This is a genomic window from Streptomyces sp. NBC_00454 (assembly GCF_041434015.1).
Lineage (GTDB): Bacteria > Actinomycetota > Actinomycetes > Streptomycetales > Streptomycetaceae > Streptomyces.
In genome coordinates, this window is sequence record NZ_CP107907.1 from 4,393,275 (window position 1) to 4,413,377 (window position 20,103).

Sequence of the window (20,103 nt, forward strand, 5' to 3'; positions counted from 1 at the left end):
GAAGAGACGGCCTAGAGCCGGGCCACGAAGCCCCGTACCGCCTCGGTCACGTCCGTCTGCGTCCAGGACAGGCCCGGCTCGGTGACCTCCAGCTCCGTCACCGACAGGCCCGGCGGGCCGTCGGGGGACCAGCGGCGGAAGAGGAGCGTGCCCGTCTCCTCCGCCAGCCGGACCCCCGCCTCCGTGAGCCGGTCCGCGTCGTACGGGAGCCACACCTGGAACTGGTGGGTGTGCGGAACCTCCGGGTTGATCCGGAACCAGGGGACTTCGGGGGACGAGCCCAGGGCCGCCGAGAGGGCGGAGGCCACCACGCGCGCGTGGGCGACGTAGGAGGGGAGCTTCGGGAGCTCCCGCTCCAGCCCGGCCAGGGCGGAGAGCGCGGCCGGGAACTGGCGGAAGATCTGGCCCCCGTACCGGTGGCGCCACACCCTGGCCTCCGAGACCAGGGAGGCGGACCCGGCGAGGGCCGCGCCGCTGAGGCCGCCGAGCGACTTGTAGAAGGAGACGTACACCGAGTCGGCCAGCTCCACGATCTCCGGGAGGGTGCGGTCGAAGTGCACCGTGGACTCCCACAGCCGGGCACCGTCGATGTGGACGACCGCCTCGCGTTCCCGGGCGGTGGCCACCACGGCCGACAGCTCCTCCCACGTGGGCAGCAGGAAACCGGCGTCCCGCAGCGGCAGCTCCAGCATCAGCGTCCCGAACGGCTCAGGCAGCTCCGCGATCTCCGAGGCCGTCGGCTGGCGCGGTTCGCCCGTCGTGTGGACGCTCCGCAGCCCCGAGACCGTGGACATGGCCCCGCCCTCCCAGCGCTCCGGATGGCTCATCGGGTGCAGGGCGACCACCGGGTTCCCGGTCCGGCCGGCCCAGCAGCGCAGCGCGATCTGCTGGGCCATGGTCCCGGTCGGGAAGAACGCCGCGTCCTCGGTCCCCAGCAGCTGTGCCACCCGCCGCTCCAGCCGGGCCACCACCCCGTCGCCGTAGATGTCGCCCGGCTCGTCGGGGTCCGGGGCCGGGCCGTCGGGCCCGGCCAGGCCGCCCAGGTCCGCCAGCAGCTCGGCCAGGGTCGCCTCCCGCAGGCTGTGCGAGAGCTTGCGCGCAGCCGCCCGCCCGGCCGCCACGAGCCGCTCCGCCACCGCTTCCGTGTCCTCGTTCATGCCCCGATCATCGCCGACCACCAACACGGCCAGGAGCTAGCATGGCGACGTATCGTCCGGTACCCCCCGCGGACTGGAACGGAAGGCCTTCCCCGCGTGAACACAACCTCCCAGGCGGAGCGCCCGGCCAGGCTCTCCGTCGGTGTAGTCGGAGCAGGCCGCGTCGGCCCCGCGCTGGCGCGTGCCCTGCAGCAGAGCGGCCACCGGCCGGTCGCCGTGTCCGGAGTCTCCGACGCCTCGCGCCGGCGCGCCGAGCGGATGCTGCCGGACGTGCCGGTCGTCTCGCCCGCGCAGGTCCTCCAGGCCGCCGAGCTCGTCCTGCTGACCGTCCCCGACGACGCCCTGCCGCCGCTGGTCCAGGGCCTCGCCGAGACCGGCGCGATCCGCCCCGGGCAGCTCCTCGTCCACACCTCCGGGCGCTACGGGGTCTCCGTGCTGGACCCGGCCCGCCGCGCGGGCGCGCTCCCGCTGGCCCTGCACCCCGCGATGACCTTCACCGGCACCGAGGTGGACGTACAGCGCCTGGCCGGCTGCTCCTTCGGCGTGACCGCCCCCGACGAGCTGCGGCTCGCCGCGGAGGCCCTGGTCATCGAGATGGGCGGGGAACCCGAGTGGATCGCCGAGGTGAACCGCCCGCTCTACCACGCGGCCCTCGCCCTCGGCGCGAACCACCTGGTCACCCTGGTCGCCCAGTCGATGGAACTGCTGCGCAAGGCGGGAGTCGAGCACCCCGACCGGATGCTCGGCCCGCTGCTGGGCGCGGCCCTCGACAACGCCCTGCGCTCCGGTGACGCCGCCCTGACCGGCCCGGTGGCCCGGGGCGACGCCGGCACCGTCGCCGCGCACGTCTCGGAGCTGCGCAAGCACGCCCCCGGCACGGTCGCCGGATACCTCGCGATGGCCCGTACGACCGCGGACCGGGCGCTCGCGCACGGCCTGCTCAAGCCCGAACTCGCCGAGGACCTCCTCGGCGTCCTCGCCGACAGCGCCGAAGACCTCCGGGGCGGTGACCTGTGATCCTCCTCGACACCGCCGCCGAGCTGCACGAGCTCCCCCGCGCCGCCGCCACCGGCCGCCGCGCCGTGGTCATGACCATGGGCGCCCTCCACGAGGGCCACGCCACCCTGGTCCGCGCCGCCCGCGCCCAGGCCGGCCCCGACGGGCAGGTCGTGGTCACCGTCTTCGTCAACCCCCTCCAGTTCGGGGCGGGCGAGGACCTCGACCGCTACCCCCGCACCCTCGACGCCGACCTGGCCCTCGCCGAAGCGGCGGGCGCCGACGCCGTGTTCGCACCCGCCGTCGAAGAGGTCTACCCCGGCGGTGACCCCCAGGTGCGGGTCAGCGCCGGCCCGATGGGCGAGCGCCTCGAAGGCGCCACCCGCCCCGGCCACTTCGACGGCATGCTGACCGTCGTCGCCAAGCTGCTCCACCTCACCCGCCCCGACCTGGCGCTCTTCGGCCAGAAGGACGCGCAGCAACTGGCCCTGATCCGGCGGATGGTGACCGACCTGAACTTCCCCGTGGAGGTGGTCGGCGTACCGACCGTCCGCGAGGAGGACGGGCTCGCGCTGTCCTCGCGCAACCGCTACCTCTCGCCCGTGGAGCGCCGCACGGCACTGGCCCTGTCCCGCGCCCTGTTCGCGGGCCGCGACCGGCTCGCCGCCCAGGCGGCGCTGCTGGACCGCGCCGAGGCCCAGGGGCCCCCGGCCGGCGACGAGCGGGCCACCGGCCTGGCCCGGCTCGGCGAGATCCGGGCCTCCGCCGACGCGCACGCCGTCTCGGCGGCCGTCGCGGGACTCCCGGGCGCCGGACTGCCCGACGCCGTACGGGCCGCCGCACGGCACGTCCTGGTGGAGGCGGGCCGCCACGAGCCGCCCCTCGTACTGGACTACCTGGCGCTGGTGGACCCGCAGGACTTCACCGATGCCGGTCCCGGCTTCAGCGGGCAGGCCGTGCTGGCCGTCGCCGCGAAGGTGGGCACGACCCGGCTGATCGACAACATTCCATTGGAGTTCGGAGCACACGCGTGAGCACCCCAGGCAGAGGTCCCGCACCGGCGGGCACCAGCACCGGCACCGACCGGGGCACCGGCTCCGACCGGGGAACCGGCACCGGCACCGGCATACGGCTGCACGCCCAGGCCCCCGGCTGGTCCGTGGACGCCGACGTCGTGGTCGTCGGATCCGGAGTCGCGGGCCTGACCGCCGCACTGCGCTGCGCCGCCGCGGGCCGCCGTACCGTCGTCGTCACCAAGGCCCGCCTCGACGACGGATCCACCCGCTGGGCCCAGGGCGGCATCGCCGCCGCCCTCGGCGACGGGGACACCCCCGAGCAGCACCTCGAGGACACCCTGGTCGCGGGCGCGGGCCTGTGCGACGAGGCCGCCGTCCGGCTCCTGGTCACCGAGGGCCCGGGCGCCGTACGCCGCCTCATCGCGGCCGGCGCCGTCTTCGACACCTCCGCCGAGACCGGCGAGATAGAGCTCACCCGCGAGGGCGGGCACCACCGCCGCCGCATCGCGCACGCGGGCGGCGACGCCACCGGCGCCGAGATCTCCCGCGCCCTCGTCGAAGCCGTCCACGCGGCGGGCATCGAGACCGTGGAGAACGCCCTCGTCCTGGACCTCCTCCAGGACGCGCAGGGCCGTACCGCGGGCGTCACCCTGCACGTCATGGGCGAGGGCCAGCACGACGGCGTGGGCGCCGTCCACGCGCCCGCCGTGATCCTCGCGACCGGCGGCATGGGCCAGGTCTTCTCCGCGACCACCAACCCCTCCGTCTCCACCGGCGACGGGGTGGCGCTCGCGCTGCGCGCCGGAGCCGAGGTCTCGGACCTCGAATTCGTGCAGTTCCACCCCACCGTGCTCTTCCTCGGCGCCGACGCCGAAGGCCAGCAGCCCCTGGTGTCGGAGGCGGTCCGCGGCGAAGGCGCGTACCTCGTCGACGCCGACGGCGTCCGCTTCATGACCGGCCAGCACGAGCTCGCCGAGCTCGCGCCCCGCGACATCGTCGCCAAGGGCATCATGCGCCGCATGCAGGAGCAGGGCACGCAGCACATGTACCTGGACGCCCGGCACTTCGGCGCGCAGATGTGGGAGCAGCGCTTCCCGACCATCCTCGCCGCCTGCCGCTCGCACGGCATCGACCCGGTCACCGAGCCCATCCCCGTCGCCCCGGCCGCGCACTACGCCTCCGGCGGCGTCCGCACCGACCTGCACGGCCGCACCACGGTCCCCGGCCTGTACGCGTGCGGCGAGGTCGCCTGCACCGGAGTGCACGGCGCGAACCGGCTCGCCTCCAACTCCCTGCTGGAGGGCCTGGTCTTCGCCGAGCGGATCGCCGACGAGATCATCGGCGCGGCCGGCGAGCCCGCCGGCAACGGCCCCGGCGTCCCCGTCCCGGCCACCGGCCCCCTCCAGCCCGCCGAGGCGCGCTACGAGATCCAGCGCATCATGACCGACGGCGCGGGCGTGCTCCGCTCCGCCGCATCGCTGAGCCGGGCCGCCGCCGCCCTCGAAGCCCTGTACGCGACGGCCCTCACCGAGCTGGAGACCCAGGGCAAGACGGCCGTCCCCGGCACCGAGACCTGGGAGGCCACCAACCTGCTGTGCGTGGCCCGGGTCCTGGTCGCCGCCGCCCAGCGGCGCGCGGAGACCCGCGGCTGCCACTGGCGCGAGGACCACCCCGACCGGGACGACGCCGACTGGCGCCGCCACCTCGTCGTACGCCTGTCGGCGACCGAGCGGCGGGCCCTGGTCGTCACGCCCACCGAGTCGGCGGACTTCCCTTCCGTACAGATCCCCTTGAGCACCGACAGCCTGGAGCAGTAACCGTGAGCACGCACGAGAACGACCACGAGCACAACGAACTTCCCCTCGTCGGCCAGAGCGAGGGCGGCTGCGGCGACGACTGCGCCTGCGGCGAGGGCGAGGAGACCGGTCTCGACCCGGCGCTGGCCCAGCTGCTCGAAGACGCCGGCCTGGACCCGATCGAGGTCGAGGACATCGCGCACATGGCGATCTCCGAGGACCTGGACGGCGGGGTCGACGTGACCACCGTCGCCACCGTTCCCGAAGACGCCGTGGCCACCGCCGACTTCACCGCGCGCGAGGCGGGCACCGTCGCCGGCCTGCGCGTCGCCGAGGCCGTCCTGTCCGTCGTGTGCACCGACGCCTTCGAGGTGGAGCGGCACGCCGAGGACGGGGACCGCGTCGAGCCGGGCCAGGTCCTGCTGTCGGTACGGGCCCGCACCCGCGACCTGCTCACCGGCGAGCGCAGCGCCCTGAACCTGCTCTGCCTGATGTCGGGCATCGCCACGGCCACCCGCGCCTGGGCCGACGAGCTGGAGGGCACCAAGGCCAAGGTCCGCGACACCCGCAAGACCACCCCCGGCCTGCGCTGCCTGGAGAAGTACGCGGTGCGCTGCGGCGGCGGCGTCAACCACCGGATGTCGCTCTCCGACGCGGCGCTGGTCAAGGACAACCACGTCATCGCGGCGGGCGGCGTCCGCGAGGCGTTCAAGGCCGTGCGCGAGCAGTTCCCGGACCTGCCCATCGAGGTCGAGGTGGACACCCTCCAGCAGGTCCGCGAGGCCCTGGACGCGGGCGCCGACCTGATCCTGCTCGACAACTTCACCCCGATCGAGACCGCGGAGGCGGTGGCGCTGGTCCACGGCCGCGCGGTGCTGGAGTCCTCGGGCCGCCTCACCATGCACAACGCCCGCGCCTACGCCGAGACGGGCGTCGACTACCTCGCGGTCGGCGGCCTCACGCACTCCTCCCCGATCCTGGACATCGGTCTCGATCTGCGCGAGGCGGTGTAACCCGTGCTCCTCACCATCGACGTGGGCAATACCCATACGGTCCTGGGCCTGTTCGACGGTGACGAGATCGTCGAGCACTGGCGGATCTCGACCGACCCGAGCCGCACGGCCGACGAGCTGGCCGTGCTCATGCAGGGCCTGATGGGCATGCACCCGATGCTCGGCAACGAGCTGGGCGACGGCATCCACGGCATCGCGATCTGCTCGACGGTGCCGGCGGTCCTGCACGAGCTGCGCGAGGTGACCCGCCGCTACTACGGCGATGTTCCGGCGGTGATCGTGGAGCCCGGCACCAAGACGGGCGTCCCGATCCTGATGGACAACCCGAAGGAGGTCGGCGCCGACCGCATCGTCAACGCGGTCGCGGTGGTCGAGCTCTACGGCGGCCCGGCGATCGTGGTGGACCTCGGGACCGCCACCACCTTCGACGCGGTGTCCGCGAAGGGCGAGTACGTGGGCGGGGTGATCTCCCCGGGCATCGAGATCTCGATGGAGGCCCTCGGCGTACGCGGGGCCCAGCTCCGCAAGATCGAGCTGGCCCGCCCGCGCAACGTCGTCGGCAAGTCCACGGTCGAGGCGATGCAGTCGGGCGTGGTCTACGGGTTCGCCGGCCAGGTCGACGGGATCGTGACCCGCATGGCCAAGGAGCTGGCCGGCCCGAACGGCGCCCCGGACGACGTCCGCGTCATCGCCACGGGCGGCCTGGCGCCGATCGTCCTCGGCGAGGCCTCGGTCATCGACGACCACGAGCCCTGGCTGACCCTGATCGGCCTGCGGCTGGTCTACGAGCGCAACGCGCCCACCTTCGAGTAGCCGAACCGCCACCCCGGAACCGCCCAGCCCGCCCCGGCCGGACCCGCACCCACCTGCGAGGCCCCGCCGGGGCCGGCTGCTGCCCTGCCCGGACCCTGCCCCGACCCTGCCCTTACCTGTCGTTGAGGTCCGGTGCAGTAATTTCCGGGGAAATGGCCGGAGTGGGCCCGTCCCGGGGATACCGTCGCCCCACGAGAAATACCGGGAGCTCGTCCACGGCGCCGACCGCGCCTGTGAACGGAGGAGAAACCATGACCGCTCGGCCCGAATGGCAGAAGTCGTCCTACTGCGGTGACGGCACCGCCTGCGTGTACGTCGCCGCCGCCCCCGGGGCCCTGGTGCGGGTGGCGGACCGGGCCGACCCGGCCCACCTGGTCATGGCCACCACCCGTGCGGCCTGGGCGGAATTCCTCCAGACGGTCAAAGAGACGGTCTGAGGGTCCGGAAAAGGCTCTAACCGGCGGAAGACGCCGCGCCGCGCGCGTGTCCACTCAAGGGATTTTGTCCGATTAGCGCGTATCTTCGGCCCATGCCCACGCCCTACGGATCCCGCGGCGGCATGGCGTTCAGCGCTGATGAGCTTCACGTGCTCAGGCGTTCGCTCGCTCACGCCCTTCAGTCCTCTACGGCCCCCCTGACGGCCGTCGAGGTCCAGGACTGCCTGCGCCTCGCGGCGTCGGTGGACGACGCGGTCCAGGAGGCGGGCCGGCTCAGAGAGTTCCTCCTCGCCGACCTGGCCCGGTACAGAGCCGCCCTGCCCGGGAGCCTGACCGGCTACCTGGAGCTGCTCCAGGACGCCCTGGCCGCCGGGTACGAGCCGGTGCCCGACGACCTCGCCGCCCTGCGGGCGCTGCGCGCCAACCCGGTCGCGGCCGCCCTGCTGGACCGGGCGCAGGGCATCGCGGAGCGCTCGGTGCGCCGCCGCCTGTCCACGACGCCCGCGCCGCGCACCCGGCTGCTGGCCCTGGCGGGCGGCGCGGGTGCGGAGGCCGGGTCGGGCTCCGGCTCGGCCGGCTCCGGCTCGGGCTCGGGTTCCGGCTCCGGCAAGGAGAAGGAGCCCGCGCAGCCGCAGCCCGACGACCGGCCCGCGCGGCCCATTCCGACCCCGGGCGAGGTGTTCCCGCCGCGCCGCAAGCCCACCCCGCCCCCGGAGGCCGGGCGCGCGGCCGGCTAGCTACGCTGGGGGCATGGACTACGTTTCCGCGCTCGTGCCCCCGTTCGTGATGGCCGTGTTCTTCATCGCTCTCGTCGTGACGATCGTGAAGAGTCAGGGCGGCGCCAACAAGGCCAAGGAGGACGCGGCGGTCGACGCCGTGCTCTCCCGCGCCGAAGGCGCCCGGCAGTCGCAGGCGTCCCCCACCCCGCAGTAAGGCCCCCGAGAGAGGGCCGGGCGTACGGCTTCGTAGCCGTGCGCCCAATTTTTGTTGCGCCTTGCCGCCCGAATGGCCGGGCAATTCCCCACATCCCGCACTATCGTGCTGCTGTGCCTCGCCCCTTGGGAGAACTCGAAGACGCAGTCATGACGCGGGTGTGGCAGTGGAACCGCCCGGTCACCGTTCGCGAAGTCCTGGAAGACCTTCAGCAGGAACGCTCCATCGCGTACACCACGGTCATGACCGTTATGGACAATCTTCATCAGAAGGGCTGGGTCCGCCGGGAAGCGGAAGGCCGCGCCTATCGATATACGGCGGTCTCCACCCGCGCCGCCTACTCGGCCGCACTGATGAACGAAGCCTGGTCCACGAGCGACAACCCCGCCGCCGCCCTGGTGGCCTTCTTCGGGATGATGTCGGCCGAGCAGCGGGAGTCCCTCCGGGACGCCGTGCGGATCGTGCAGCCGGCCGAGGAGACCCCCGATCCCGCGGAGCCGGCCGAAGGCGACTCCGGCGGACAGCCGGCCGACCGGGGACGATAACGTCCGGGCCATGGGTGAGTTTTCCGCTGCACATGCAAAAACAGTGACGATCCGCCGAGCGCGCACCGGTGATGTTCCCGCGCTGCGCCGCCTGCTCGACCAGTACGTGCAGCAGCGGATCCTGCTCGACAAAGCACCGGTGGTCCTTTACGAGGACATCCAGGAGTTCTGGGTCGCCGAACGCGAAACCGACGGCCAGGTCGTGGGCTGCGGCGCACTCCACGTGATGTGGGAAGACCTCGCCGAAGTCCGCACTCTCGCGGTCGACCGGGAGTTGAAGGGCGCCGGAGTCGGTCACCAGGTGCTCGACAAACTGTTGCAGACGGCCCGCCGGGTCGGTGTGAGCCGGGTTTTCTGCCTGACCTTCGAAGTGGACTTCTTCGCCAAGCACGGGTTCGTCGAGATCGGCGAGACCCCGGTCGAGACCGATGTCTACATGGAGCTGCTGCGTTCCTATGACGAGGGCGTCGCCGAGTTCCTCGGTCTCGAACGAGTGAAGCCGAACACCTTGGGCAACAGTCGGATGCTTCTGCACCTCTGACCGATCAAGCGCGATTTCCCCCGGGCCCCCGTACCTGTGGCCTATGTCCGAATCGCGCACGTTTCCCAACCCGTTGCGGACCCGAACCTCTCGCCGGGGGTTTGTGTTTTCCAGGCAAAAGCGGTTTCCTTTCCGCGTACTGCTTTTCGATGAAAGGAAATCCCGGTGGCACAGAAGGTTCAGGTCCTTCTTGTCGACGACCTCGACGGCGGCGAGGCGGACGAGACGGTGACGTTCGCTCTGGATGGCAAGACCTACGAGATCGACCTCACCACCGCCAACGCTGAAAAGCTCCGCGGCCTGCTCGACCCGTACACCAAGGGCGGTCGCCGTACCGGTGGCCGCGGCGCTGCCACCGGCCGCGCCAAGGGGCGTGCCGCGGCGGTGACCGGTAACCCGGACACCGCCGTCATTCGCGCCTGGGCCAAGACGAACGGCTACAGCGTGAATGACCGCGGTCGCGTTCCGGCCGAGATCCGCGACGCCTACGAGAAGGCTTCGGCCTGATCGGTCCGGCCAGTCCGGACGGTGCGCCGAAGTCGCGCCCGGTGGCATTCCGTCGCCGCGGCCGCGACCAGGCGTACGAGATCGGGCCCGCCCGCGGGCCCGGAGCCCTGCCCCGCAGCGGGCAGGGCGGGTAGCAGTACCTCACACCCCTGCTCGGGGGGCCGCAGCCACACGGCGGCCCCCCGAGGGCTTCCCTCCGGCCCCACAGGGTGCCCCGGAGGCACCGGAGCCGTGATCCGGCCACCCTCACCCAGGGCGGCGAGATCCAGGGCGACCCCGCCCCACTCCAGCCAGTCGAGCAGCCCGTCCAGCTCGTCGGCGGCCCCCGCGGCCACCAGGAACCGCATCCTGCGGCCCATGACCGCCACCGGACCCGTGGCGACGCGTCTGCGCAGCACCGCGGTCCCGGCATCGGCCGGCAGCTCCAGTACGTCGAACCGCACCCCGGTCACCAGCTGCGTGGGCGGTCCTCCGGCGACGGTCCAGCCGAGCACGCGCTCGTACCAGGACGCCGGGTCGTCCTCGCCCCCGAAGGGGGTGCGGGGGAGCTGGAGGGTGACGGGCGGCACGGTGAGAGCCATGACCGGAGCAACTCCCGAAACGCTCCGGGGTTACGCACGATGTGACGTGCCGCACTCGCGTGAATGCGGAACGTAAACCTCCGTGGGGCCGGAGTCTCACATTCGGGACGGAAACGTGTTCGCCCGTAGCGGAGGGAACCGGCGTCACCTGCATGGAGTGTCAGTCCTTACGGGTAAGACATTCCTAGTGGATCGGGGCGACACGCTGATTTTCGGGGTCCCGGACCGGCTTCCGTTCGCCATCGGCGTACACATGTGACGGGTATCTGCCTGGCCTGCGGGAACATCGTCTCCCACCATCGGGTTGGAGCAGTTGTCGGCACTTACAGCCGGGTTTTCCCACGGACGTGAGGGTGAGCCGCGGACGGATGTCGGCAGTTGGAATGAGCTGTCCCGCCCCGCGGGACTAGCATGCGGAAGGACAGGGCGGGGACCGACCCCGAACTGCCCGACCGCTCTGAGGAGCGATAAACGATGTTCGAGAGGTTCACCGACCGCGCGCGGCGGGTTGTCGTCCTGGCTCAGGAAGAAGCCCGGATGCTCAACCACAACTACATCGGCACTGAGCACATCCTCCTGGGCTTGATCCACGAGGGTGAGGGTGTCGCCGCTAAGGCCTTGGAGAGCCTCGGGATTTCGCTCGAGGCTGTTCGCCAGCAGGTTGAGGAGATCATCGGCCAGGGGCAGCAGGCCCCGTCCGGCCACATCCCCTTCACCCCGCGGGCGAAGAAGGTCCTGGAGCTTTCGCTCCGAGAGGCCCTCCAGCTCGGCCACAACTACATCGGCACCGAGCACATCCTGCTCGGCCTGATCCGCGAGGGCGAGGGCGTCGCCGCCCAGGTCCTCGTGAAGCTGGGCGCTGATCTCAACCGAGTCCGGCAGCAGGTCATCCAGCTGCTCTCCGGCTACTCCGGCGGAGGCAAGGAGTCGGCCACTGCCGGCGGCCCGGCCGAGGGCACGCCCTCGACCTCGCTCGTCCTGGACCAGTTCGGCCGCAACCTCACGCAGGCCGCTCGCGAATCCAAGCTCGACCCGGTCATCGGGCGCGAGAAGGAGATCGAGCGGGTCATGCAGGTGCTGTCCCGCCGGACCAAGAACAACCCGGTCCTCATCGGCGAGCCCGGCGTCGGCAAGACCGCCGTCGTCGAGGGCCTGGCCCAGGCGATCGTCAAGGGCGAGGTCCCCGAGACCCTCAAGGACAAGCACCTCTACACGCTTGACCTGGGTGCCCTGGTCGCCGGTTCCCGCTACCGCGGTGACTTCGAAGAGCGCCTCAAGAAGGTGCTCAAGGAGATCCGCACCCGCGGCGACATCATCCTGTTCATCGACGAGCTCCACACCCTCGTGGGTGCGGGTGCCGCCGAGGGCGCGATCGACGCCGCCAGCATCCTGAAGCCCATGCTGGCCCGTGGTGAGCTCCAGACCATCGGTGCCACGACGCTCGACGAGTACCGCAAGCACCTTGAGAAGGACGCCGCTCTCGAGCGACGCTTCCAGCCGATCCAGGTGGCGGAGCCTTCCCTCCAGCACACCATCGAGATCCTCAAGGGCCTGCGCGACCGCTACGAGGCCCACCACCGTGTTTCCATCACGGACGAGGCCCTCGTGCAGGCGGCCACCCTGGCCGACCGGTACATCTCGGACCGCTTCCTCCCGGACAAGGCGATCGACCTGATCGACGAGGCCGGTTCCCGGATGCGCATCCGCCGGATGACCGCGCCGCCGGACCTCCGCGAGTTCGACGAGAAGATCGCGAACGTGCGTCGCGACAAGGAGTCGGCCATCGACTCCCAGGACTTCGAGAAGGCGGCTTCCCTCCGTGATTCGGAGAAGCAGCTGCTGGCGGCGAAGGCCAAGCGCGAGAAGGAATGGAAGGCCGGCGACATGGACGTCGTCGCCGAGGTCGACGGCGAGCTCATCGCCGAAGTCCTCGCGACCGCGACCGGCATTCCCGTCTTCAAGCTGACCGAGGAGGAGTCCTCGCGTCTGCTCCGCATGGAAGACGAGCTCCACCGTCGCGTCATCGGCCAGAAGGACGCCATCAAGGCGCTCTCCCAGGCCATCCGCCGTACCCGTGCGGGTCTGAAGGACCCGAAGCGTCCCGGTGGCTCGTTCATCTTCGCCGGTCCGTCCGGTGTCGGTAAGACCGAGCTCTCCAAGACGCTCGCCGAATTCCTCTTCGGCGACGAGGACGCGCTGATCTCCCTCGACATGTCGGAGTTCAGCGAGAAGCACACGGTTTCCCGCCTCTTCGGTTCGCCCCCCGGCTACGTGGGCTACGAAGAGGGCGGCCAGCTGACCGAGAAGGTCCGCCGGAAGCCGTTCTCCGTCGTCCTCTTCGACGAGGTCGAGAAGGCGCACCCGGATATCTTCAATTCCCTTCTCCAGATCCTGGAAGACGGTCGTCTGACCGACTCCCAGGGCCGGGTCGTGGACTTCAAGAACACGGTCATCATCATGACGACCAACCTGGGTACGCGGGACATCTCGAAGGGCTTCAACCTGGGCTTCGCGGCCCAGGGCGACACGAAGACCGGATACGACCGGATGAAGGCGAAGGTCAACGAAGAGCTCAAGCAGCACTTCCGGCCCGAGTTCCTCAACCGTGTCGACGACACCGTCGTCTTCCACCAGCTCACCGAGGAAGACATCGTCCAGATCGTCGACCTGATGATCGCCAAGGTCGACGACCGCCTCAAGGACCGCGACATGGGCATCGAGCTCAGTGCCGAGGCCAAGGCGCTGCTCGCCAAGCGCGGCTACGACCCGATCATGGGTGCGCGTCCGCTGCGCCGCACGATCCAGCGCGAGATCGAGGACATCCTGTCGGAGAAGATCCTCTTCGGCGAGCTGCGCCCCGGTCACATCGTGGTCGTCGGCAAGGAGGGTGAGGGCGACGAAGCCAAGTTCACCTTCCGCGGCGAGGAGAAGACCCCGATCTCGGACCTTCCCCCGATCGAGGCGACTGGCTCGGGCCCGGACCTGTCGAAGGGTGCGTAAGCGCTAGCCGCAGGTGCAGTACGAAGGGGCGGCCCCGGAACCGAAAGGTTCCGGGGCCGCCCCTTTTCCGCGGGCCGGTCAGATGTCGTCGGACGACAGCGGCACCATCTGCAGCTGCGCCAGCGGGAAGCGGTGGGCCACCCGGGCGTGGAGGTCCGGGTCCAGCCCTTGGCCGTTGTCGTGGAACATGACGGTCCTGAGCGAGGGCAGGTCCGCGTGCGCGGCGAGCCCGGTCAGCGCCTCGGTGGGCAGGGCGATCTCCCGCAGGTTCTCCAGCGCCGAGAGCTCCGCCCATGCGCTCTTCTCGCCGGGGCGCCAGTCGTAGCCGAGATACAGCCGCGTCAGGCTCGTGAGCCGTCCCAGTCCGGCCAGGTCCGGGTCCGCGTCGGCCAGGTCGAGCACCTCCGGGCGGGCTTCGGGGGCGAAGTCGGCGAAGGACCACGCACGGCGGTCCGCGTCGTGCAGCCTGAGCTCGCGCAGCCGGGGCCAGGACGCCAGGGCCGGGCCAAGGGGGAGGTCGCAGCCGAGGCGGAGGTCCACCGCCTCCAGGGGCAGCCCGTACAGCGCGCTCGGGTCCCGCAGACCGGGCCAGGTGTCGATGCTGAGCTCCCGCAGCGACGTGTGGCCGCGCAGGAACTCCGCGTCGCTCCCACCTTCGAAGTTCCACAGGGTCAGGCCCGCCACCGGCTGGCGGGCCAGGAAGCGCGTCAGGGCGGCCCGGGTGACCTCGCTGCGGATGAACAAGCCGGGCGGGCCGGTGAGGCGCGTCAGCGCCGCGAGGGAGGTGTCCGAGTCGATGAAGAGGTCGCCGGGCGGCGGGACCATGCGCGCGAGCACCTCGGCCGCGTAATGGTCGAGGTCAAACCGCTCCCAGACCCGGGTCAGCGTCGCACGGACCTGTTCGTCGGGGTGGTGGCTGAAGCCGGCGAGATATCCGATGGCCGCCTCGGCCCCGGTCTCCGCCGCCGCGACCACCGCGAGGCGGGCGGCGCGGACCGACTCCCCGCCGTACGGCAGCAGCTCCAGGACCAGCGGTCCGATCCGGCCGAGCGTTCGCGCAGCCTCCTCGTTCCGCGGAGGTATGAGCCGCAGGGCGGCCTTGTGGACGTCCTGGCGCAGCCCGGGATCCAGCTCGGCCGCGTACTCCAGTGACGCGAGGGCCAGCAGCACCGACCGGTCGGAGTCGTGGACCAGCAGGTCGCCGATGATCGCCTCGCGGTCGAGGGGGCGGCCCTGGGCGACCGCCATGCGGATGACGTCCTCCCACTGGTCGTCGTCCGCGTGGCGGGTCAGTTCGCCGAGGCCGCCCTCGTCCAGGGCCGCACGGGCCCCGAGGAAGTCCTGGAAGGTGCGGTGGACGAATTCGAGGGTGTCCTCGGTGGGGGCCCGCAGGAGTCCGGTCCGCTCCAGGAAGTGCCTCAGTACGTCCGGGGCCTCGCCGAGCACCTGGGCGGCCGTTACGGCGGGCAGCGCGGCCGCGATCAGCTCCTGGGCCCGGCTCTGGCTGATCTGGGTGCGGCCGTTGCGGATGAGCCAGTACGCGAGCCGCTGGAGCAGCTGGAGCTGAGGCTCCTCGGCGAGCTCGGGCAGACGCAGCTCGCGTTCGCGGTCGCGGCGGTGCAGCAGCATCGACAGGGCCGCCGTGTAGAGCTCTTTGCGGCCCGAGGGCAGGAAACCCCGGCGTTCGCGGTGCAGGGCGCAGATCAGCCCGCACAGCAGCGGATTGGTGGCGAGCCGGGACAGCTCCGGCTTGGCGCGCAGGGATGCCAGCAGCTGGTCGCGCAGGTCTTCGCCGGCTTCGGCCGCCCGGTGCCAGCGGGTGACGAAGTCGGCCGCGTCGGCCCGGGTCATGGGGGAGAGGGTCAGCTCGTCGAACGCCTCGGAGGCGAGCCAGTCCTGCCGGACGGCCGAGGGGCGGGAGGTGACCAGCCAGCGGTTGCCCGGGTAGGCGGTGAGCAGATCGGTGAGCCATTCGCGGGCACGGGCCCGCTCCGCCTTCGGGATCTCGTCGATGCCGTCCACCAGGACCAGGCCGCGTCCCGCGCCCAGGACCCGGCTCTCCCACCCGTCGGGGGCCAGGCCCTTCAGCGGTGTGGCGACCAGGAAGTCCTCGGGGGCGGGCAGCCGCTCCCCGTAGCGGGTCAGGTTCCGCAGGGGCAGTACGAAGGGGATCGGGCCGCCCTCGCGCCCGTTGCGGGCGGTGGAGACGGCCAGCCACTGGATCAGGGTGGTCTTCCCGGAGCCTGCCTCGCCGCGCAGCATCACGCGGGGTTCGAGGGCCAGTACGTCTTCGGTGCGCAGAACGGCGGCCGGGCCGTGGGCGGCCCCCTGCGCCGGGACCGTGGCGCTGCCCTCGCCGCCGATGCGGCGCGAGCGGGAGGTCGCCTCCAGGCTCACGTACGCCGTGTCCAGCGGCCAGCGGGCCGACCCGGGCGGCAGGTCCAGCCCGAAGATCGTCAGGCTGCTGTGCCGTTTGACGAGGTACTCCAGGTATTTGGCCTCGAACTCCGCGTCCCGGGCGTCCTGGCGGGGGATCCGGGCGATCAGGGCGTCGATCTTGGCGATCGTTTCGGCCTGTAGGTGGGCCTGCGCGACCAGGGCGGCCGGGATGTAGGTGGAGCGGGTCGTGAAGAACTGCAGGATGTGCAGGCAGGCGGTTTCCAGCAGCCGGTCGTGGAAGAGCTCGGCGTCCCGCCCCAGGCCCGTGGCCGGAGCCGCCTTGCGCAGCTCGGCGGCGAAGGCCTGCGCGCCCATCTTGACCGCCTGGGCGTCCTCCAGGGCCAGGGTCCCCAGGGAGTACAGGGTGGCGGCCAGCGCGGCCGCGACGCCCGCCTCCTCGCCCGGTGGCAGCGGCTGCTCGCCGTCGGCCTGTAAGGCCTCCGCGACGAGCTTGTCGGCCAGCCGGCGCAGGTCGTACCGGGACAGCATGCGCTGCTCGCGCAGGGAGAAGTACGAGGAGATCCGCACGGGCCGGTCCACGAGGCCGGCGCCCGCTCCCTCCCCCCGGAAGAGCTGCTTCACGAGGGGGGCCACTACCCCCGAGGCCAGCCGGAGCCCGATCACGGATGCGTCCACGACCCGTGAGCGTAGCGCCGGGCGGAACGCGTCGCAGGGCTTTGGTCCCGGAACGGGGGCGCCAGAGGTCCCGCGCCGGTGACAAGCCGCACAGGGCAAATCGGACCTACTAGGAACATTCGTAGATCCAAGGGTCCGATTTGCCCCACCCCAACCCCAGTGAATCCGCGGTCAACAGGACCGACAGCCCTCGCAGCACCTACGAGGCCAGGTAGTAATCGGGGGGTTTGGGGAAGCCGGGGGGCCCGGGTTACCAAGGTGGGGCAAGCAAGCCCGGCGCCCCGCTCAGCCAGCGTGCCGGGTCCTTTCTTGCCCGCAGCGCACGTAGTACCCGCAGCACCGTCCCCGTCCCCGGCCCGGAGGTTTCCTTCATGTCCGCGAAGCGCGTCATCACCCGTCGTACCCGTATCGCCATCGGCGCCACCGCTCTCGGTGCGGCCCTGGCGCTCGGGGCCGGGACGACCGCCGCCTTCGCCGACGAGGCCCAGACCGCCCTGGCCGGTACCGCCGAGCTCGTGGCCGAGCAGGCCACCGCCCAGGCCGCGGCGGTCGCCGCGAAGCCGGCCGTCGCCTGGGAGAAGCCGGTGACGAGCTACACGCTCTCCGCGACCTTCGGCAAGGGCGGCGCCATGTGGTCGCACAAGCACTCCGGCCAGGACTTCGCCGTCCCCGTCGGCACCGTGGTCGACGCCGTCTCGGCGGGCACCGTGGTCAAGGCCGGCCCGAACGGCGGCGGCGACGGCCCGGCGTACGGCAACGCCGTCGTGATCAAGCACGCGAACAACACGTACTCGCAGTACGCGCACCTCTCGAAGATCCAGGTCAGGATCGGCCAGAAGGTCTCGATGGGCCAGCAGATCGCCCTCTCCGGCAACACCGGCAATTCGAGCGGCCCGCACCTCCACTTCGAGATCCGGACCACCCCGAACTACGGCTCGGCCGTGAACCCGGTGGCCTTCCTGCGCAAGGTCGGCGTCACCGTCTGACCGTCCGAATCTCCTGACCGGTCCTGGCGGTCAGAACAGCAGCCAGGACCCGACCGGCTTGATCGAGGAGTCGATCTTGCCGGGCTTCTGGTCGTCCACCTGCTCCGGCGACAGTGCGATCCGGTAGACCCGCAGGCTGTCCATGGCTCCGGCCCAGGCCCCGGCCCAGTTGCCCTGGGCGCGGGTGCGGCCCAGCTCCAGCGGTCCGGGGGCCTTGTAGACGCCGGAGACCTTGGCCTCGTTGATCTGCTTGCCGTCCACGAACAGCGTGATCATCTTGGTCGAGTCGTTGTAGGTGCCGGTCAGCTCCGTCATGGTGCTGTCCATCTTGCGGCCCTCGGCCGCGACGGTCGCCGTGGTGCTGTCCGCGCCGTCCTTGTTCGTCTGGACCCGGAAGATCCACGCGGGCTTGCCGTTCACCTCGTCCGAGCCCAGCTCGAAGGAGAACGTCTTCTCGTTGCCCTGGCTGACGGCGATCTGCCGCCCCTTCGAGGCGCTGTTCGAGATCCGGGCCGTGACGGTGAAGCTCTTCGACACGTCGACGAGGGCCTTCTGGGACTCGGCGTACGAGTTCGGGGTTCCGGTCGTGCGGAACTCGAACCGCTTCTCGATCGGGACGGTGGAAGCCTCCGGACCCATCTTCAGCCCGGCCTTGCCGCTGCGGTCGCGCAGCACCGTCGGGTCGTCCGCGGCGGTCGGGGTGTTGTCCACCGGCGCCTTGGACCCGCTCACCGACGGGGAGGGCGAGGCGGAGACCGAAGGCGATTCGCTGGCCAGGGGCTTGGCGTCGTCGGGGCCCCCGTCGTCGTTGCCGAGCAGCAGGAACGCGCCGCCGCCCGCCAGCAGGGCCAGGACCGTCGCCCCGCCGATGACCGCCCACAGCCGCTTCTTGCGCCGGTCCTGCTCGGCCCCTTCCGCCAGCGCGTTCCAGTCCGGCTCGTCGGCCGGGGGCTGGAACGGCCCGGGTACGGGCGGCGCCGGCTGGTAGGGACCCTGCTGGTACGGGCCCGGCTGCGGGTAGCCGTAACCGGCGGGCGGGACCTGGCCGTCGGCCGGCGGGCCGAAGCCGCCGGGGGCACCGGGGGCACCGGGGGCACCGGGCGCGCCGGGCGCGGGCGGGTAGCCGTAGCCCCCGGGCTGGCCGGCCTGCGGATAGCCGTACCCGCCTGCGGGTATCTGCCCCTGCGGGTATCCGTAGCCGCCGTTGTCGGGGGCACCGGGTTCGGGCTGGGGGGTTTGCGGGCGATCCGTACCGTCAGTCATGGATCGGATGCTAAAACATCGGCGTCCGCAATCGAACAGCCGTTGGTCGCGATACGGATCCGATCGGGCCCCGGACGAGCCCCGGATCCGCCTCCGCCCCGCTAGGGCAGCCGCACGATCGGGAAGCTGCCCGTGGCCGTCGGCGCCTGCTCCGGAAGCCACAGCACCGCCACCGCCCCCGCCGCCGCGCCGCCCTGGACGAAGCCGCCCGGGGCCGCCACGTTGCGGAACGTCAGCCGGGCGCCCAGCACCCGCGCCTGCCCCTCCGCGATGGTCAGGCCCAGCCCGTGTCCCACCCCGGCGCGGTCCGTAGACCCGGTCCGGAACCGGCTCGGCCCCTCGCGCAGCAGCGCCTCGGGGAAGCCCGGCCCGTGGTCCCGGACCCGGACGACCCGGCCCTCGACATCGACTTGGACGGGCGCCCGCCCGTACCGCGCGGCGTTGGCGAGGAGGTTGCCCAGGATCCGCTCCAGGCGGCGCGGGTCGGTGCTGACGATCTCGTCCGCGACGATCCGTACGGTCGCCTCCGGCATCAGGGAGTTGACCCGGCGGCTCACGAACTCGCCCAGTGCCACGTCCTGGAGCTCCGCCCGCTCGGACGCGCTGTCCAGCCGGGCCACCTCCAGCACGTCCTCGACCAGCGCGCGCAGGGCCTGCGCGCGGTCCCGTACGAGCTCGGTCGGCCGGCCCGGAGGCAGCAGTTCCGCCGCCGTGAGCAGGCCGGTCACCGGGGTGCGCAGTTCGTGCGCGATATCGGCGGTCACCCGCCGCTCGGCCTCCAGCCGCTGCTGGAGCGCGTCCGCCATCGCGTCGACGGCCCGTGCGAGGTCGTCGGTCTCGTCGCGCACGACGCCGCCGACCGCGTCCCGGACCCGCACCTCGGGGTCCCCGTGCGCCACCCGCTGCGCGGCCGCGGCGGCCTTGCGCAGCCGGCGCGAGATCTGTCCGCCGATGAGCACGCCGAGCGCGGAGCCGCCGATCACCACGGCGAGGGAGCCGACGACCAGGGCCCGGTCCAGGTCGCGCACCATGTTGGCGCTCTCCCGGAACTGGGTGTGCAGCGAGAGCACCTGCCCGTTGCCGAGCGGTACGGCCGCCCACACCTCGGGGAGCCCGCGCGGGTTCTCCTGGATGTAGGTGCCGCGCCGCCCGGAGCGGGCCTTCTCGCGCAGGTCCGCCGGCAGGTCGGGGTCGTTCAGCTTGGCGCCCATGGGCGGCTTGCGGCCGGCTTCGGCGTTGCGGGAGATGAACTGGACCCGGTCCAGCTGTACCTCGCGGGCGCTCTCCAGCATCGACACGCGGGCAGCGCTGTGCACCACCAGGCTCAGGGCGATGGCGGTGAGCGCGCCCACGGAGGCGATGGCGAGCGTGATCTTCCAGCGGATTCCGGTGCGGAGGGTGAAACGCCTCATGCCCGCCGCATCCCCGTGGTCATCGCCGTACT

At 71.9% G+C, this 20,103-nt stretch carries 18 protein-coding genes; 13 read left to right on the forward strand and 5 right to left on the reverse strand.

Going from position 1 to position 20,103, the window contains the following annotated elements; genetic code table 11:
• Positions 1-11 precede the first annotated feature (11 nt).
• Positions 12-1,157, reverse strand: a complete 1,146-nt coding sequence (locus tag OHU74_RS20390) for a low specificity L-threonine aldolase (protein WP_371617248.1) — start codon at positions 1,155-1,157, stop codon at positions 12-14.
• A 96-nt stretch (positions 1,158-1,253) separates the two neighbouring features.
• On the opposite strand from OHU74_RS20390, the gene OHU74_RS20395 reads away from it, so the two are divergent.
• The 11 genes from OHU74_RS20395 (at position 1,254) to OHU74_RS20445 (ending at position 9,754) form a co-directional block, all read left to right on the forward strand.
• Positions 1,254-2,174: a Rossmann-like and DUF2520 domain-containing protein gene (locus tag OHU74_RS20395; protein WP_371617249.1), complete on the forward strand. Its 921-nt coding sequence runs from the start codon at positions 1,254-1,256 to the stop codon at positions 2,172-2,174.
• Entirely contained in the window at positions 2,171-3,187 is a 1,017-nt protein-coding gene (gene panC / locus OHU74_RS20400; RefSeq protein ID WP_371617250.1) for a pantoate--beta-alanine ligase, read from the forward strand. Before OHU74_RS20395 ends, panC begins: the two co-directional genes overlap by 4 nt.
• A gap of 92 nt (positions 3,188-3,279) precedes the next feature.
• A complete protein-coding gene (locus tag OHU74_RS20405; RefSeq protein WP_371619743.1) occupies positions 3,280-4,986 on the forward strand; it encodes an L-aspartate oxidase in 1,707 nt (568 codons plus the stop codon).
• Positions 4,987-4,988: 2 nt separating this feature from the next.
• A complete protein-coding gene (nadC, locus tag OHU74_RS20410; RefSeq protein ID WP_371617251.1) occupies positions 4,989-5,978 on the forward strand; it encodes a carboxylating nicotinate-nucleotide diphosphorylase in 990 nt (329 codons plus the stop codon).
• 3 nt (positions 5,979-5,981) lie between these two features.
• Positions 5,982-6,791 carry a type III pantothenate kinase gene (locus OHU74_RS20415; RefSeq protein WP_330297877.1) on the forward strand — a complete coding sequence of 270 codons (810 nt, stop codon included), beginning with the start codon at positions 5,982-5,984 and terminating at the stop codon, positions 6,789-6,791.
• A 251-nt stretch (positions 6,792-7,042) separates the two neighbouring features.
• Positions 7,043-7,228, forward strand: coding sequence for a DUF397 domain-containing protein (locus tag OHU74_RS20420; RefSeq protein WP_371617252.1), 186 nt, complete (start codon positions 7,043-7,045; stop codon positions 7,226-7,228).
• Between the two features lie 92 nt (positions 7,229-7,320).
• Positions 7,321-7,965 (forward strand): hypothetical protein, encoded by a 645-nt coding sequence (locus OHU74_RS20425; RefSeq protein ID WP_371617253.1) that lies wholly within the window; start codon positions 7,321-7,323, stop codon positions 7,963-7,965.
• Between the two features lie 13 nt (positions 7,966-7,978).
• The gene (locus tag OHU74_RS20430; protein ID WP_371617254.1) at positions 7,979-8,161 is read left to right on the forward strand and encodes a hypothetical protein; all 183 of its coding nucleotides are present in this window, start codon (positions 7,979-7,981) and stop codon (positions 8,159-8,161) included.
• A gap of 113 nt (positions 8,162-8,274) precedes the next feature.
• Complete coding sequence (locus OHU74_RS20435; protein ID WP_371617255.1) at positions 8,275-8,706, forward strand: BlaI/MecI/CopY family transcriptional regulator; 432 nt, start codon at positions 8,275-8,277, stop codon at positions 8,704-8,706.
• Positions 8,707-8,716: 10 nt separating this feature from the next.
• A complete protein-coding gene (locus tag OHU74_RS20440) occupies positions 8,717-9,247 on the forward strand; it encodes an amino-acid N-acetyltransferase (RefSeq protein ID WP_371617256.1) in 531 nt (176 codons plus the stop codon).
• Between the two features lie 165 nt (positions 9,248-9,412).
• On the forward strand, positions 9,413-9,754 hold the full coding sequence (locus tag OHU74_RS20445) for an Lsr2 family protein (RefSeq protein ID WP_330297883.1): 342 nt from the start codon (positions 9,413-9,415) through the stop codon (positions 9,752-9,754).
• On the opposite strand, the gene OHU74_RS20450 is transcribed toward OHU74_RS20445, so the two are convergent.
• Entirely contained in the window at positions 9,733-10,335 is a 603-nt protein-coding gene (locus OHU74_RS20450; RefSeq protein ID WP_371617257.1) for an SCO3374 family protein, read from the reverse strand. The two genes, OHU74_RS20445 and OHU74_RS20450, sit on opposite strands and share 22 nt — an antisense overlap.
• 474 nt (positions 10,336-10,809) lie before the next feature.
• On the opposite strand from OHU74_RS20450, the gene OHU74_RS20455 reads away from it, so the two are divergent.
• The gene (locus tag OHU74_RS20455; protein WP_371617258.1) at positions 10,810-13,335 is read left to right on the forward strand and encodes an ATP-dependent Clp protease ATP-binding subunit; all 2,526 of its coding nucleotides are present in this window, start codon (positions 10,810-10,812) and stop codon (positions 13,333-13,335) included.
• 78 nt (positions 13,336-13,413) lie between these two features.
• Here the strand turns inward: OHU74_RS20455 and OHU74_RS20460 are convergent, their stop codons facing one another.
• Positions 13,414-16,410 carry an NACHT domain-containing NTPase gene (locus OHU74_RS20460; RefSeq protein ID WP_371617259.1) on the reverse strand — a complete coding sequence of 999 codons (2,997 nt, stop codon included), beginning with the start codon at positions 16,408-16,410 and terminating at the stop codon, positions 13,414-13,416.
• 371 nt (positions 16,411-16,781) lie between these two features.
• Here OHU74_RS20460 and OHU74_RS20465 point away from each other — a divergent pair, with 371 nt between their 5' ends.
• A complete protein-coding gene (locus tag OHU74_RS20465; RefSeq protein WP_371617260.1) occupies positions 16,782-17,396 on the forward strand; it encodes a M23 family metallopeptidase in 615 nt (204 codons plus the stop codon).
• Positions 17,397-17,426: 30 nt separating this feature from the next.
• Here the strand turns inward: OHU74_RS20465 and OHU74_RS20470 are convergent, their stop codons facing one another.
• Together OHU74_RS20470 and cseC are read right to left on the reverse strand one after the other, a co-directional pair.
• The gene (locus OHU74_RS20470; RefSeq protein WP_371617261.1) at positions 17,427-18,659 is read right to left on the reverse strand and encodes a LamG-like jellyroll fold domain-containing protein; all 1,233 of its coding nucleotides are present in this window, start codon (positions 18,657-18,659) and stop codon (positions 17,427-17,429) included.
• Positions 18,660-18,760: 101 nt separating this feature from the next.
• Positions 18,761-20,071 carry a two-component system sensor histidine kinase CseC gene (cseC, locus tag OHU74_RS20475; RefSeq protein ID WP_371617262.1) on the reverse strand — a complete coding sequence of 437 codons (1,311 nt, stop codon included), beginning with the start codon at positions 20,069-20,071 and terminating at the stop codon, positions 18,761-18,763.
• Between the last annotated feature and the right edge of the window lie 32 nt (positions 20,072-20,103).

Coding starts and splice junctions, on each gene's coding strand:
- OHU74_RS20390 (WP_371617248.1), bottom strand. CDS start 1,157: ATGAACGAGGACACGGAAGCGGTGGCGGAGCGGCTCGTGGCGGCCGGG.
- OHU74_RS20420 (WP_371617252.1), top strand. CDS start 7,043: ATGACCGCTCGGCCCGAATGGCAGAAGTCGTCCTACTGCGGTGACGGC.
- OHU74_RS20425 (WP_371617253.1), top strand. CDS start 7,321: ATGCCCACGCCCTACGGATCCCGCGGCGGCATGGCGTTCAGCGCTGAT.
- OHU74_RS20430 (WP_371617254.1), top strand. CDS start 7,979: ATGGACTACGTTTCCGCGCTCGTGCCCCCGTTCGTGATGGCCGTGTTC.
- OHU74_RS20440 (WP_371617256.1), top strand. CDS start 8,717: ATGGGTGAGTTTTCCGCTGCACATGCAAAAACAGTGACGATCCGCCGA.
- OHU74_RS20450 (WP_371617257.1), bottom strand. CDS start 10,335: ATGGCTCTCACCGTGCCGCCCGTCACCCTCCAGCTCCCCCGCACCCCC.
- OHU74_RS20455 (WP_371617258.1), top strand. CDS start 10,810: ATGTTCGAGAGGTTCACCGACCGCGCGCGGCGGGTTGTCGTCCTGGCT.
- OHU74_RS20465 (WP_371617260.1), top strand. CDS start 16,782: ATGTCCGCGAAGCGCGTCATCACCCGTCGTACCCGTATCGCCATCGGC.
- OHU74_RS20470 (WP_371617261.1), bottom strand. CDS start 18,659: ATGACTGACGGTACGGATCGCCCGCAAACCCCCCAGCCCGAACCCGGT.
- cseC (WP_371617262.1), bottom strand. CDS start 20,071: ATGAGGCGTTTCACCCTCCGCACCGGAATCCGCTGGAAGATCACGCTC.